The sequence below is a fragment of the Micromonospora sp. NPDC005298 genome (assembly GCF_040607375.1).
Classification (GTDB): domain Bacteria; phylum Actinomycetota; class Actinomycetes; order Mycobacteriales; family Micromonosporaceae; genus Micromonospora.
Genome location: NZ_JBEXGP010000002.1, coordinates 627,642 through 640,780, shown reverse-complemented (window position 1 = coordinate 640,780; position 13,139 = coordinate 627,642). Strand labels below are relative to the sequence as shown.

Sequence of the window (13,139 nt, the reverse complement as noted above, 5' to 3'; positions counted from 1 at the left end):
GGCCGGAAGGGCGACCGCCCGGCGGTTACGATCATCGGGTGAGCGTCCCGCAGCCTCCCGAGCCGATCCCGGGCGCCCGTCTGCTCTTCTCCCTGGACCCGGCGGTCAGCCATCTCAACCACGGCGCGTTCGGCGCGGTGCCGATCCCGGTGCAGCGAGCCCAGCGGCGGCTGCGAGACGAGATGGAGGCGAACCCGCTGCGCTTCTTCACGCAGGGGCTGGCCGACCGGATCGCGCACACCCGCCGGCACCTCGCCGGGTTCCTGGGCGCCGACCCCGAGGGCAGTGCCCTGGTCGGCAACACCACCACCGGTGTCGCCGTGGTGCTCCAGTCGGTGGGCCTGCAACCGGGTGACGAGGTGCTCACCACCGACCACGGGTACGGGGCGGTGAGCCTGGCCATCCAGCGGGAGTGCCGGCGCACCGGGGCGGTCAGCCGGGTCCTGCCGATCCCCCTGGCCGACAGCGACGAGCAGATCGTCCAGGCCATCCGGGCCGGCCTGCGGCCGGGAAGGACCCGGCTGCTCGTCATCGACCAGCTCACCTCGGTCACCGCCAGGCTCTTCCCGACCGCCGCCATCGTCGCCGTGGCCCACGAGCAGGGTGTTCCGGTCCTGGTGGATGCCGCGCACGCCCCCGGCATGATCGCCACGACGGTGAGCAGCATCGGCGCCGACTTCTGGGCCGGCAACCTGCACAAGTGGGGGTTCGCGCCGCGCGGGACGGCCCTGTTGTCGGTGGCCCCGCAGTGGCGGGACCGGATCGAGCCGCTGGTGGTCTCCTGGGAGCAGGACGCCGGTTACCCGGCCCGGGTGGAGTGGCAGGCGACCCTGGACTACACGTCCTGGTTGGCCGCCCCCGCAGGCCTGTTCACGTTGCGCAGTCTCGGTGTCGACCGGGTGCGGGCGCACAACGCGGCGCTCGCCGCGTACGGCCAGCGGGTCGTGGGGGACGCGCTGGGGGTGCCCCCCACGCAGCTGCCCGACCCCGGCGGACCGGGGGTGTCCCTGCGTCTCATTCCGCTGCCCGCCGGTATCGCCACCACAATCGACGCTGCGCGGGCGTTGCAGACCCGGATCGGCGAACGGCTCGCCGCCGAGGTGGCCGTGATCGGCTGGAACGGCCGGGGGTGGCTGCGGCTCGCCGGTCAGGTGTACAACACCGCCGACGAGTACGAACGGCTGGCCGTGCGGTTGCCGGCCCTGCTCGCCCAGCGCTGACGGCTTTAGTCCACCGCCGACCGGGAACAGTCGCACCGGACCGAGGCCGAGCAGTGCCAGCGGATCCAGGTATTCGGTGCCCCGGCGCAGCCCCCAGTGCAGGCACGCCTCGGCCGGGCAGCCCGGATGCCCCGGCAGCAGGTCGCCCAGCGGCGCACCGGCGGTGACCGGCTGGCCGGCGCGGACCGTCGGGCGTACCGGCTCGTGGGTGGTCCGCAGCCCGCCGGTGTGGCCCACGGTGACCACCGGGCGGCCGGCCACCAGGCCCGCGAAGAGGACGGTGCCCGGCCCGGCGCTGCGGACCACCGCTCCGGGCGGGGCGGCCAGGTCGACGCCTCGGTGCCCGGCCAGCCAGGGCCGGGGCGGCGGGTCGAATCGGCGGACCGGTGCCGGCGGACCGTCGAGTGGCCAGCGGAACCGCGCCGTGACGAGGTCCATGGTGGAGGACGCCGGCAGCGCCCGTGGCGGCGGGCGGCCCGGCGTCGCCACCACGAGCACGGCCACCCCGCAGAGGTACGCGGCCAGCGCGAGTGGAACCGCCACGCGAAGCGCGACGGTGCGGCTGATCGAGCCGGCCCGGCGGCCGGATGACGCTTGCATGACGGCAGCCTCCGGCCACGGCCGGCTCGCCCGCCACCCCACCGCACGGGGCTGTGGACAACCGGGGGCGCTGTGGACGAGCACCGGAACGGTCGATGATCTGCTATGTCGGGCGGCGGCCGGACGTGCCTAGATTGTGTCGATGACGAAGGACTGGCTCTCCTGGCACGACGACTACGACCGGCCCGGTTCGGCGTTGGCCGCCCGGCTGGCCGAGGTGCGGGAGCAGGTCCGGGCGGCGCTGGATCGGGCGCCGACCGGGCCGCTGCGGGTGGTCAGCGCCTGCGCCGGGCAGGGGCGGGACCTCATCCCGGTGCTCGCCACGCACCCCCGCCGGGGCGACGTGACCGCCCGCCTCGTCGAACTGGACCCTCGCAACGTCGCACTGGCGAAGGACGCCGTCCGGGCGGCCGGGTTGACCGGCGTCCAGGTGGTGCTGGGCGACGCCGCGTCCACCGACGCGTACGCCGATCTGGTCCCCGCCGACCTGGTGCTGCTCTGCGGGGTGTTCGGCAACGTGTCGGACCACGACGTCCGGGCGATCGTCGGGCACTGCGCCGCCCTCTGCGCGGGCGGTGGCACGGTGATCTGGACCCGGCACCGGGGCGAGCCCGATCTGGTCCCCACCATCTGCGACTGGTTCGCGCGGGAGGGTTTCGCGCAGGTCGCCCTCAGCACCCCGGCGCACCGGGTCGGCGTCGGCGTACACCGGCTCGTCGGCAATTCCCGGCCGTTGCCCTCCAGCGTGACGATGTTCCGCTTCCTGCCCGACTGAACCGGCGTCGGCCGGACCGGCGGTCAGGGGCCGTCCGGCCGGCTGCCGGGCCGTGCCCGCGTCGACGGCGAGGGCCTACGCTGGGCCGGTGCGGCGTGCCGCCGCCGTCCGGACCAGGGAGGCCCTCGCATGACCAGTGTCGATGACCGGATGCCGACCCTGGACGAGGTGAGCGAGCCGTCCCGGCTCGCCGGGCCGGACGAGGCGATCAGCGCGGAGGAGTTGCAGCTGGCCGCCCGCAACCACGGCATCCCCCTGGAGGCGCTGCGGTACGACGTCACCCCGGCCGGGCTGCACTACCTGCTGATCCACTACGACATCCCGGACGTGGACGCGGCCACGCACGCGCTGACCGTCGGCGGGGCGGTCGACCGGCCGCTGACCGTCAGCCTGGCCGAGCTGCGCGAGCGTCCCCGGCTCACCCACCAGGTGACCCTGGAGTGCGCCGGCAACGGCCGTGCGCTGCTGCACCCGCGGCCGGTCAGCCAGCCGTGGCTCGTGGAGGCCGTCGGCAACGCCGAGTGGACGGGTACGCCGCTGGCGCCGCTGCTGCGCGACGCGGGTCTCGGGCCGGACGCGGTCGACGTGGTCTTCACCGGCGCGGACCACGGCGTCGAACGCGGGATCGAGCAGGACTACCAGCGGGCACTGCCGGTGGCCGACGCGCTGCGCGACGAGGTGCTGCTGGCGTACGAGATGAACGGCGCTCCCCTGCTGCCGCAGCACGGTGCCCCGCTGCGGCTGATCGTGCCCGGCTGGTACGGCATGGCGCACGTGAAGTGGCTGCACTCGATCGAGGTGCGGACCGAGCCGTTCGAGGGCTACCAGAACGCGGTCGCGTACCGGCTCCGCGGCGATGCCGACGACCCGGGTGTGCCGGTGACCCGGATCGAGCCCCGCGCGTTGGTCAGGCCGCCCGGCTTCCCCGACTTCATGTCCCGCCGCCGGGTGCTGCGGCCCGGGCCGTGCACGGTGGACGGTCGGGCCTGGTCGGGGCACGCGCCGGTGGTGGCCGTGGAGGTGACCACGGACGGCGGGCAGAGCTGGGTGTCGGCCGAGTTGGACCCGTCGGACGGTGGGGACTTCGCCTGGCGGCGGTGGCGGTACGAGTGGACCGCCACCCCGGGCCGGTACGTGCTCGGCGCGCGGGCGACGGACGCGTCCGGGCGGACGCAGCCGGTCGAGCAGCCGTGGAACCGGGGTGGGTTCGCCAACAACCTGGTGCAGCGGGTCGAGGTCGTGGTGCCGGCCGAGTGACCGGCGGGTCACGCCACGGGTGGGGGGCCCGTGGTGCGGCCGGGTGCTGCGGTCAGCCGCCGAAGCCGGAGTCGGCGGGCAGCGAGATGTCGGGCTTCTCCAGCTCCTCGACGTTGACGTCCTTGAAGGTCATCACCCGGACGTTCTTCACGAAGCGGGCGGGACGATACATGTCCCACACCCAGGCGTCGTGCATCTCGACCTCGAAGTAGACCTCGCCGTCGGAGTTGCGCACGTGCAGGTCGACCTGGTTGGCCAGGTAGAACCGACGCTCCGTCTCCACCACGTACGAGAACTGGCGGACGATGTCGCGGTACTCCCGGTAGAGCTGAAGCTCCATCTCGGTCTCGTACTTCTCGAGATCTTCCGCGCTCATCGCACTCCGCCTTCCATGACCACATCTTCCCCCACCGGCACCGGAGGTCGAGGCTGCTCGCCCAACGCCACGCCGACGGTACCCCCTGACGCCCAGGAGCGCTCCATCGGCTCGTCCGCGCCCGCGTCGGCGGGCCGGCGGGAGCGCGGCGGCCGGCCGTCGCGGCCGGAGACCACCGCGACATTGACGTACGAGAAACGGTGCTCCCGGCACGGCCCGTGCTCCCGCAGGGCGGCGCTGTGCTCCGGGGTGATGTAGCCCTTGTGCTCGGCGAACCCGTACGCCGGGAACACCCCGTCCAACTCCACCATGATCCGGTCCCGGGTGACCTTGGCAAGCACGCTCGCCGCCGCCACGCACGCGGCCACCCGGTCGCCCTTCCACACCGCCAGCCCCGGCACACCCAGGCCGTCCACGCCGAAGCCGTCGGTCAGCACGTACTCCGGTCGGGTGGTCAGCGAGGCGAGAGCCCGCCGCATCGCCGCGAGGTTGCACACGTGCAACCCCCGGGCGTCGACCTCCTCGGCCGGGATGACCACCACGGCGTACGCCAGGGCGCGGTCCACGACCTCGGCGTACACCCGTTCCCGGCTGGCCGGGGTGAGCAGCTTGGAATCGGCCAGCCCTTCGATCTCGCCGCGTCGCCCCTCCGGCAGGACAGCGGCGGCGGCGACCAGCGGGCCGGCGCACGCGCCCCGGCCGGCCTCGTCGGCACCGGCCACGTGTCGGAAGCCACGCCGTTGCAGCGCCCGCTCCAGCGCGTACAACCCGGCCTCCCGGCGGACGACGGTGCGCGGCGGGGTCAGCACGGCGCCTCCTCGGTGCGGGTGTCGGCGGTCGGTGTCAGGAGTCGGGCCAGCAGCACGGGCAGCTCGGGCGGGTAGTACCGCTCGTCGCTGGCGGCCAGCTCGGCGGGTGGCCACCAGCGGTGACCGGCGATGCTGCGCCGCTCGACGTCGTTGAAACCGACGCTGTCGACCTGCCAGGACGGCACCCGCAGAAGGTAGAAGTCCTGCACCTGGCGGTACCAGGTGCCGTCGAACGGGAACTCGGTCGTGTCGGACCAGACGGGGTCGCCCAGTTCGGCGGGGTCGATCCGCAGCCCGGTCTCCTCGGCCAACTCCCGGGCGGCGCCCGCCGCCGGTGACTCCGCCGCTTCGAGCCCGCCGCCCGGCGTGAACCAGTAGCGGTGCCCGGGGCGGGCCGGGTCGAAGCCCTGAAAGAGCAGCACCCGACCGGCCGCGTCGACGAGCAGCACGCGTGCGGCGCGTCGAGGGGTGTAGAGGGTCACCGCCCCAGCCTGCCAGACCGGAGGCGGTTCGCCCACGCCCCCGCCGGTCCTACGGCTTGGGGATGCCCTCGAACTGCTCCGGGACGGTCAGCCAGGTGGCCCGACTGACCGGCCAGAAGACGGTGAACGCCCGCCCGACGACCTCCCCCTCGGGGATGGTGGCCTCGGTGATGTTCTGCCCGGACTGCTGCCAGTGCTCCAACGAGTCGCCCGACGCCGAGCGGTGGTCGCCCATCACCCACAGCCGGCCCTTGGGCACGGTGATGTCGAACTCCTGGTCGGCCGGCTTGTCGCGGACCCCGTCCATCGAGAAGATGTACGGCTCGTCCAGCGCCCGGCCGTTGATGACCAGCCGCTCCTGCGGGTCACAGCAGACCACGTGGTCGCCGCCGACGCCGATCACCCGCTTGATGAAGTCCTCACCGTCGGGGTTGCCGCTCCACTCGGTCGGCGCCTTGAAGACGATCACCTCGCCGCGGTGCGGTGACCGGAAGTCGTAGACCAGCTTGTTGACCAGCACCCGGTCATCGATCTTGAGAGTGTTCTCCATGGACGGGGACGGGATGAAGAAGGTCTGCAGCACGAAGGCGCGGACCAGCACCGCGACCAGGATCGCCACACCCAGCAGGATCGGCAGCTCCTTCCAGAAGGAGCTACGCGGCTTGTCGGTCTGCTCGTCAATCACGCCAAGGAGCCTACGTTGCCGGGCCGGACGTCACCGTCCGGAACGCGCGGGAACCCCGTAGCGCCACCACCACGGGAAGAATCAGCAGCACGCCACCCTGCGGGGTGGGTCGGACCGGGGGCGCGCCCGAGGAGGCCGTGACGGGCCCGGCCACGTCCGCGAACGTCGGCGGCACCGACAGGGTGGTCCACCGCGACGACGGCCAGACCACCATGAAGGCGCGGCCCACCACGTTGTCGATCGGCACCGGGCCCTGGCAGCGGGCGTCCTGTGAGACCTCCCGGTGGTCACCCATCACGAAGATCTGACCGGGCGGCACGAGCACCTCGTCGAAGCGCCGGGAGCGGCACTCCTGCGGGTTGGGCGGCAGGTCCAGCGGGGAGTCCCGCAGCACGTACGACTCGGTGAGCGGGGTCCCGTTGACGGTGACCCGGCCCTGGGTGTCGCAGCACTTCACCCGGTCGCCGGGCAGCCCGATCACCCGCTTGATGAAGTCCTTCTCACCGGGGCGGCTCACCCCGACCAGATCGCCGACAGTGCGTGCGAACTTGCCGGCGAGGCCCGGCTCCGGCTGCTCGTCGACCTGCGGCGCCCAGCGGTCGGTGCCCCGGAACACGACCACCTCGCCGCGTACCGGGTCACGGACGTCGTAGACGACCTTGTTGACCAGCACCCGGTCACCGATCAGGAGGGTGTCCTCCATCGAGCCGGACGGGATGAAGAACGCCTGGAGCAGGAAGGTGCGGATCAGCACCGCGAGGCAGAACGCGACGACCAGCAGCAGCGGCAGCTCCTGCCAGAGGGGCATCTGCCGGCGGCCACGACGGGCCCGTCGGCGCCACGGATCGACGGTGTCGTCCTCGTCAAGCGTCTGCACCACGCCACTCCCCGGTCCGCAGAAACACCACCGCCCGGGAGCCTCGTCGAGGCTCCACGGGCGGTTGTGGACGGCTGCCCGCCACGAGGGCGGGGCCGCCGCCTGGCTGCGCCCGTACGACCAGGGTAATGCTGTCCGGGCGGTACGGCATACGCGCAGTTCAGGCGGCGTGGCGAGCGGGAAGTCAGCTGGGCTGCTTCTCCCGCTTCTCCTTGATCTTGGCCTTCTTGCCGCGCAGCTCGCGCAGGTAGTACAGCTTCGCGCGGCGCACGGCACCGCGGGTCACGACCTCGATCCGGTCGATGCCCGGGCCGTTGAGCGGGTAGGTCCGCTCGACGCCGACACCGAAGCTGACCTTGCGGACCGAGAAGGTCTCGCGCAGACCGTCACCCTGGCGGCGGATCACGACGCCCTGGAAGATCTGGACACGGGACCGGTTGCCCTCGACGACCCGCGCGTGCACCTTGACGGTGTCACCGGCACGGAAGTCGGGAAGGTCGGTCCGCTTCGACTGGGCGTCAAGGGCGTCCAGGATGTTCATCGCTGCGTCCTCGTAAGGCTCACGGCGCACCGTCACTCGGTGCGCGGGTGGGTGATTCTGATCCCCGGGTGGTAGTCGGCGGGCCGACCCCGGTCGGGGATCCTCGCAGCCGCCCACGGGCGCGGGCGGATGCGGCAACCCCCCTACTTTGCCACATCCCCCGGTGGGGACTGAAATCCGGCCCGGTCCAGGGCCGCGATGTCCCGTTTGTCGAGCTGATCGGCCGGCAACGCGGCCAGCAGATCGGGCCGTCGGGCGGCGGTGCGCACCAGCCCCTCCTCGCGCCGCCACCGCGCGATCCTGCCGTGGTCGCCGGAGCGGAGCACCTCCGGCACGTCGTGCCCACGCCAGCTCGGCGGCTTGGTGTAGATCGGCGCCTCCAGCAGCCCGTGGGCGTGCGACTCCTCGTCGAGTGAGCCGGCGTTGCCCAGCACTCCCGGCAGCAGCCGGGTGACCGCCTCCAGGATCACCAGCACCGCCACCTCGCCGCCGAACAGCACGTAGTCACCGAGCGAGACCTCGGTGACCGGCATCCGCGTCGCGGCGTGCGTCAACACCCGCTGGTCGATGCCCTCGTACCGGCCGCAGGCGAAGAGCAGGTGCGACTCGGCCGCCAGCTCGTGCGCCATGGCCTGGGTGAACGGGACACCGGCCGGCGAGGGCACCAGCAACCGGGGCGGTGCGGCGGGGGTGGCCGGCGCGAGCGCGTCGAGCGCCTCACCCCACGGCTCGGGCCGCATCACCATGCCCGGGCCGCCGCCGTACGGGGTGTCGTCGACCGTGCGGTGCACGTCGTGGGTCCAGGTCCGCAGGTCGTGCACGGCGAGCTGGAGTACGCCGTTGGCCCGGGCCCGACCGATCAGCGACAGGTCCAGCGGGGCGAAGTACTCCGGGAAGATCGACACGACGTCGACGCGCATGGGGTGGGTCCTAAAGGTCGAGCAGGCCGGCCGGCGGGTCGACGATCACACGTCCGCCGGCCAGGTCGACCTCCGGGACGATCGCCCGGACGAACGGGATCAGCGCGGTACGCCCCTCGGGGCGGCGCAGCACCAGCAGGTCCGAGGAGGGTGCGTGGTCGATGCGGGCCACCTCGCCCAGAGGCTCACCGGCCGGGGTGACCACCGCCAGGCCGACGAGTTGGTGGTCGTGGAACTCCTCCGGGTCGTCCGGCGGGGCCACGTCGGCGCTGTCCACGACGAGCAGGGTGCCCCGCAGCGCCTCGGCGGTGTTGCGGTCCAGGATTCCAGCGAACGCGATCAGCACCCGGCCCTGGTGGAAGCGGGCCTCCTCGATGGTCAGCTCCGCCGGCACCCGGAACGGCACACCCGGCGCGTCCGCCGAGGCGGGCGGCGGAACCGCCCCCGGCTCGGTGCGCAGCACCGTGCCGGGGGCGAACCGCGCTTCGGGCTCGTCGGTCCGCACTTCCACGGTGACCTCACCGCGGACGCCGTGCGGCTTGCCGATCCTTCCGACGACGAGCTGCATCAGTACGAGTCGACGATGTCGACGCGTACCCCGCGCCCGCCGATGGAGCCGATCACCTGACGCAGCGCCTTGGCGGTCCGGCCGGACCGCCCGATCACCGTGCCGAGGTCCTCGGGGTGCACGCGGACTTCGAGCCGCTTGCCCCGACGGGAATCGACCATCCGCACCCGGACGTCGTCCGGGTGATCGACGATGCCCTTGACCAGGTGCTCCAACGCCGGACGCAGAGGCATGTCAGGCCTGCTCACCGGCGTCGGCAGTGGCAGCCGGGGCCTCGGCCGGAGCCTCGGTCTTCGGCGCCTCGGCCTTGGGAGCCTCAGCCGGAGCGTCGGTCTTCGGCGCGTCGGCCTTCGGAGCCTCGGCCGGAGCGTCGGCCTTCGGAGCCTCGGCCTTCGGAGCCTCGGCGGCCTTGGCGGCCTTCTTGGCCGGCTTGGCCGGGGTCTCCGGGGCCAGCCCGGCGGCGGCCTTCGACTCAGCCTCGTACGCCGCCTTGCGGTCGGCCTTCTCGGGGGCGACCAGCAGCGGCGGCGGCGCCGGCAGGCCCTTGAACTTCTGCCAGTCACCGGTCAGCTCCAGCAGCCGCTGCACCGCCTCGCTCGGCTGCGCGCCTACGGACAGCCAGTACTGGACCCGCTCCGACTTGACCTCGATGACCGAAGGGTCTTCCTTCGGCTGGTACACCCCGACGAACTCGATCGCACGACCGTCACGCTTGGTGCGCGAGTCGGCGATGACGATGCGGTACTGCGGGTTGCGGATCTTGCCCATCCGCAGGAGCCGGATCTTTACGGCCACAGTTGTTTCGCTCCTGTTGCGATCTCACCGGCCCGTACGGGCGGTGTGCATGGGTGAGCGCCGACCGGCACAGTGGGGTTGGGCCGGAGACTACTCGGTGGACTGGCGACGCGCCCGGGTTAGAGGGCGCCGGACGCGCGCCGGATACCAGCGACCCATTCTGCCAGATCCGCTGCCGATCTCCCGCATCGGACCCGGACACGGCGTCACGGGTGACCGGGAACACCGCTCAGCGCACCGGCGGACGGTCCCATCCCGAGGGAAGTTCGTCCGGTACGTCCCAGTCCGCCGGTGGGGTGAAGTCGCACCAGGTGCCGTCGAACGGGAACTCACCCGCCTCGGCGAGCGCGATCACCCGCTCCCCCTCGGCCCGGACCGCCTTCTCGTCGGTCACCCAGTAGTCGTCCCCGAACGCGAGCCGCTCGACGAACTCGTCCTCGTCCTTCCACTGCCAGCTCAGGTCCGGGTGCACCACCACGTCGAGGTCCTGGTCCACCACGTCGACGCCGGCCACCGGGCCGTCGTCCCAGCGGACGCCGGGCTCCTCGAGGTTGACGTACCAGTGGGCGAACCGGCCCTGCGCGTCGCGGAACCACCAGACGGAGTGCGCCGCCCCGGTGGGCAGGAACTTCAACAGCGGCGGGCCGTTCCAGCGCCCCTCCGCCAACCGGTACGACGACGAGATCCACTCGGCGAACGGCATCGCCCGCATCCCCTGCCCGGCCTCGGTCACCTCGTGGGCCACCGGCGAGTCCCGGGCGATCCAGACCAGCAACCCTCGATCGTCGTCGCTGACCACGCGGGCCGGCCGGACCCACCCGATCCGGCCGTGCCGCACGTTCCGGTGCATGATCAGCCGACCCGGCGCGAAGCGCACGGCAAAACCTCCGGGGCTGTTTGCAGGGGGCCCTTCCTCTACCGCAGGCGATGGGAAGGTGCCCTTCCTTACACCTCAGTAGGCGCGGGCGAGGATCGCGACCAGGTCCGGCTCGTCCTCCGAGTCCGGCACCGAGCCGTCGGCCCGCAGCAGGCAGCGCACCGTGACGCCCTGGCCGTTCGCCTCGGCCTCGCCAGCCACACCCACCGCCGACCACGGCACCTTGGCCCAGCCGGTGGCGGCCGCCTCGATCGCCTCACCCAGGGTGGCGACCTCCACGGTGCGCGACTTGCGGTTCGCCAACGCCTGGTCGTGCAGCACCTGCTGGTCGGCCTCCAGCGCGGCAAGCACCGCGCCGACCACGTCGGCCACCGGCGTCGGGGACTTCGACCCGTCCGTACGACGCACCACGGTCGCGTTACCGACGGCCAGGTCACGGGGGCCGACCTCGACGCGTACCGGATAACCGCGCAGCTCGGCGTCGACGGCCCGGCGGCCGAAGGCGGTGTCGGTCCGGTCGTCGAGCGCGACCCGGACACCGGCGTCACGCAGGCCGTCGTGCAGCTTGGCCGCCGCCTCCGCGACGCCCTCGCCATCCTTGACGATCATGATGTACGCCTGGATCGGCGCCAACCTCGGCGGCACCCGCAGGCCGTTGTCGTCGCCGTGCGCCATGATCAGGCCGCCGAGCATCCGGGTGGACGTGCCCCACGAGGTCGTCCAGGCGTGCTCCCGGCCACCCTCCTTGGAGGAGTAGCTGATGTCGAACGCCTTGGCGAAGTTCTGACCCAGCTCGTGGCTGGTGCCCAACTGAAGCGCCTTGCCGTCGCCCATCATGCCTTCGCAGGTGTACGTGGCAGTCGCGCCGGCGAACCGCTCACGGGCCGTCTTCAGGCCCACCACCACCGGGATACCCAGCACGTTGACCATCAGGTCCTCGTACGCCTCGTGCAGGATCCGCCGCGCGTACGCCCGCGCGTCCTCGCGGGTGGCGTGCGCGGTGTGCCCCTCCTGCCAGAGGAACTCGCTGGTCCGCAGGAAGATCCGCGGACGAAGCTCCCACCGGACCACGTTCGCCCACTGGTTGAGCAGCAGCGGCAGGTCCCGGTACGAGTCGATCCACTTGGCCATGAACTCGCCGATCACCGTCTCGCTGGTGGGACGCACCACCACCGGCTCGGCGAGCTGCTTGCCGCCACCGTGGGTGACCACCGCCAGCTCTGGCGAGAAGCCCTCGACGTGCTCGGCCTCACGCTTGAGGTAGCTCTCCGGGATGAACAGCGGGAAGTACGCGTTCTCCGCCCCGGCAGCCTTGATCCGGGCGTCCATCTCGGCCTGCATCCGTTCCCAGATGGCGTAGCCGGCCGGGCGGATGACCATGGTGCCGCGGACCGGGCCGTTGTCGGCCAGCTTCGCCTTGGCGATCAGGTCCTGGTACCAGCGGGGGAAGTCCTCCGCGCGGGGAGTGAGCACGCGTGCCATGACCGCACATCCTATGCGTCGGGCGGGGCGACACCGCGCCCGGGAGCCGTCGTGCCGCGCGGGGCGCGTCGACGGACGGTCGACCGACGCGCGCTGGGCGCTTCGACCGCGCGGCCCTAGAATTCGACCACCATGACTGCATCGACGGACCCGCCCCGCCAACGACTGCGGGACACGATCGTGGACGCCGCCCGCACCCGGACCATCGCCGCCGGCTGGGACGCGGTCCGGATGGGCGGCGTGGCCACCACGGCGGGGGTGAGCCGGCAGACCGTCTACAACGAGTTCGGCAGCAAGGCGGGACTGGCCGAGGCACTCGCCCGCCGGGAGGTGGACCGGTTCGTCGGCGAGGTCCGCGCCGCCCTGCTCGCCCACGACTCCGATGTACGGGCCGGCGCGTACGCGGCCATCGAACGCACCCTTACCACCGCAGCCGACAACCCCCTCGTCAAAGCCATCCTGACAAGCGCCCGAGGCGGGTCCGACGAACTGCTTCCGTACCTCACCACGCGGGCCGAGGTGGTGCTCACCGAGGCGTCCGGCGCGCTCATCGACTGGGCCGGCGACCACCTGCCCGGAGCCGATCAGGCCGCGCTGGCCTTCGCAGCCGACACCATCGTGCGGCTCGTGGTGAGCCACATCGTGCTCCCCCGCGCCCCGATCGACGAGACCGCCACGGCCCTCACCGACCTGGCCGTACGCCTCTTCAGCGCCGCCGCCCGCACCCGCTGACCCGCTGACCCCGCACCGCGAGCCAACCGCGGCACAACCCGCGCCTGCGCCTGCCCTGCCCTGCGTCTGTCCCTGCGCCTGCGACCGCGCCTGTCCTTGCGGCTATATCCGCACAACTTCAATGAAGGTGCTGTCTCACGACG

General features: G+C 72.5%; 16 protein-coding genes and 1 pseudogene. 4 read left to right on the top strand and 13 right to left on the bottom strand.

The window, feature by feature from the left end; genetic code table 11:
* Positions 1-38: 38 nt before the first annotated feature.
* Positions 39-1,220: an aminotransferase class V-fold PLP-dependent enzyme gene (locus ABZS77_RS07675; protein WP_354818814.1), complete on the top strand. Its 1,182-nt coding sequence runs from the start codon at positions 39-41 to the stop codon at positions 1,218-1,220.
* 3 nt (positions 1,221-1,223) lie between these two features.
* On the opposite strand, the pseudogene ABZS77_RS07670 reads toward ABZS77_RS07675, so the two are convergent.
* A pseudogene (locus tag ABZS77_RS07670) lies at positions 1,224-1,820 on the bottom strand (M23 family metallopeptidase); the annotation flags it as partial.
* Positions 1,821-1,962: 142 nt separating this feature from the next.
* Here ABZS77_RS07670 and ABZS77_RS07665 point away from each other — a divergent pair.
* Together ABZS77_RS07665 and ABZS77_RS07660 are read left to right on the top strand one after the other, a co-directional pair.
* Complete coding sequence (locus ABZS77_RS07665; protein ID WP_354818811.1) at positions 1,963-2,595, top strand: class I SAM-dependent methyltransferase; 633 nt, start codon at positions 1,963-1,965, stop codon at positions 2,593-2,595.
* Between the two features lie 129 nt (positions 2,596-2,724).
* Positions 2,725-3,852, top strand: a complete 1,128-nt coding sequence (locus ABZS77_RS07660) for a sulfite oxidase (protein ID WP_354818808.1) — start codon at positions 2,725-2,727, stop codon at positions 3,850-3,852.
* 52 nt (positions 3,853-3,904) lie between these two features.
* On the opposite strand, the gene ABZS77_RS07655 is transcribed toward ABZS77_RS07660, so the two are convergent.
* The 12 genes from ABZS77_RS07655 to proS form a co-directional block, all read right to left on the bottom strand.
* Positions 3,905-4,228, bottom strand: a complete 324-nt coding sequence (locus ABZS77_RS07655) for a DUF2469 domain-containing protein (RefSeq protein ID WP_007075222.1) — start codon at positions 4,226-4,228, stop codon at positions 3,905-3,907.
* The gene (locus ABZS77_RS07650; protein WP_354818806.1) at positions 4,225-5,037 is read right to left on the bottom strand and encodes a ribonuclease HII; all 813 of its coding nucleotides are present in this window, start codon (positions 5,035-5,037) and stop codon (positions 4,225-4,227) included. The genes ABZS77_RS07655 and ABZS77_RS07650 overlap by 4 nt, the downstream gene beginning before the upstream one ends.
* A complete protein-coding gene (locus ABZS77_RS07645) occupies positions 5,031-5,519 on the bottom strand; it encodes an NUDIX domain-containing protein (RefSeq protein ID WP_354818803.1) in 489 nt (162 codons plus the stop codon). Before ABZS77_RS07645 ends, ABZS77_RS07650 begins: the two co-directional genes overlap by 7 nt.
* Before the next feature lie 49 nt (positions 5,520-5,568).
* Entirely contained in the window at positions 5,569-6,204 is a 636-nt protein-coding gene (lepB, locus tag ABZS77_RS07640) for a signal peptidase I (protein WP_354818800.1), read from the bottom strand.
* A gap of 10 nt (positions 6,205-6,214) precedes the next feature.
* Entirely contained in the window at positions 6,215-7,084 is an 870-nt protein-coding gene (gene lepB, locus ABZS77_RS07635) for a signal peptidase I (protein WP_354818797.1), read from the bottom strand.
* A gap of 181 nt (positions 7,085-7,265) precedes the next feature.
* Positions 7,266-7,622, bottom strand: a complete 357-nt coding sequence (gene rplS / locus ABZS77_RS07630; RefSeq protein ID WP_088991045.1) for a 50S ribosomal protein L19 — start codon at positions 7,620-7,622, stop codon at positions 7,266-7,268.
* Positions 7,623-7,765: 143 nt separating this feature from the next.
* On the bottom strand, positions 7,766-8,542 hold the full coding sequence (trmD, locus tag ABZS77_RS07625; RefSeq protein ID WP_354818794.1) for a tRNA (guanosine(37)-N1)-methyltransferase TrmD: 777 nt from the start codon (positions 8,540-8,542) through the stop codon (positions 7,766-7,768).
* Positions 8,543-8,552: 10 nt separating this feature from the next.
* Positions 8,553-9,110, bottom strand: coding sequence for a ribosome maturation factor RimM (rimM, locus tag ABZS77_RS07620; RefSeq protein ID WP_354818791.1), 558 nt, complete (start codon positions 9,108-9,110; stop codon positions 8,553-8,555).
* Positions 9,110-9,370 carry an RNA-binding protein gene (locus tag ABZS77_RS07615; RefSeq protein ID WP_172862164.1) on the bottom strand — a complete coding sequence of 87 codons (261 nt, stop codon included), beginning with the start codon at positions 9,368-9,370 and terminating at the stop codon, positions 9,110-9,112. The genes rimM and ABZS77_RS07615 overlap by 1 nt, the downstream gene beginning before the upstream one ends.
* Positions 9,345-9,905, bottom strand: a complete 561-nt coding sequence (rpsP, locus tag ABZS77_RS07610) for a 30S ribosomal protein S16 (RefSeq protein WP_354818789.1) — start codon at positions 9,903-9,905, stop codon at positions 9,345-9,347. Before rpsP ends, ABZS77_RS07615 begins: the two co-directional genes overlap by 26 nt.
* A gap of 229 nt (positions 9,906-10,134) precedes the next feature.
* Positions 10,135-10,782 (bottom strand): DUF402 domain-containing protein, encoded by a 648-nt coding sequence (locus ABZS77_RS07605; protein ID WP_354818786.1) that lies wholly within the window; start codon positions 10,780-10,782, stop codon positions 10,135-10,137.
* 75 nt (positions 10,783-10,857) lie between these two features.
* A complete protein-coding gene (gene proS / locus ABZS77_RS07600; RefSeq protein ID WP_354818783.1) occupies positions 10,858-12,264 on the bottom strand; it encodes a proline--tRNA ligase in 1,407 nt (468 codons plus the stop codon).
* 132 nt (positions 12,265-12,396) lie between these two features.
* On the opposite strand from proS, the gene ABZS77_RS07595 reads away from it, so the two are divergent.
* Complete coding sequence (locus ABZS77_RS07595) at positions 12,397-12,996, top strand: TetR family transcriptional regulator (RefSeq protein WP_354818781.1); 600 nt, start codon at positions 12,397-12,399, stop codon at positions 12,994-12,996.
* Positions 12,997-13,139 lie beyond the last annotated feature (143 nt).

Coding starts and splice junctions, on each gene's coding strand:
- ABZS77_RS07655 (WP_007075222.1), bottom strand. CDS start 4,228: ATGAGCGCGGAAGATCTCGAGAAGTACGAGACCGAGATGGAGCTTCAG.
- ABZS77_RS07660 (WP_354818808.1), top strand. CDS start 2,725: ATGACCAGTGTCGATGACCGGATGCCGACCCTGGACGAGGTGAGCGAG.
- ABZS77_RS07665 (WP_354818811.1), top strand. CDS start 1,963: ATGACGAAGGACTGGCTCTCCTGGCACGACGACTACGACCGGCCCGGT.
- proS (WP_354818783.1), bottom strand. CDS start 12,264: ATGGCACGCGTGCTCACTCCCCGCGCGGAGGACTTCCCCCGCTGGTAC.
- trmD (WP_354818794.1), bottom strand. CDS start 8,542: ATGCGCGTCGACGTCGTGTCGATCTTCCCGGAGTACTTCGCCCCGCTG.
- rimM (WP_354818791.1), bottom strand. CDS start 9,110: ATGCAGCTCGTCGTCGGAAGGATCGGCAAGCCGCACGGCGTCCGCGGT.
- rplS (WP_088991045.1), bottom strand. CDS start 7,622: ATGAACATCCTGGACGCCCTTGACGCCCAGTCGAAGCGGACCGACCTT.
- ABZS77_RS07595 (WP_354818781.1), top strand. CDS start 12,397: ATGACTGCATCGACGGACCCGCCCCGCCAACGACTGCGGGACACGATC.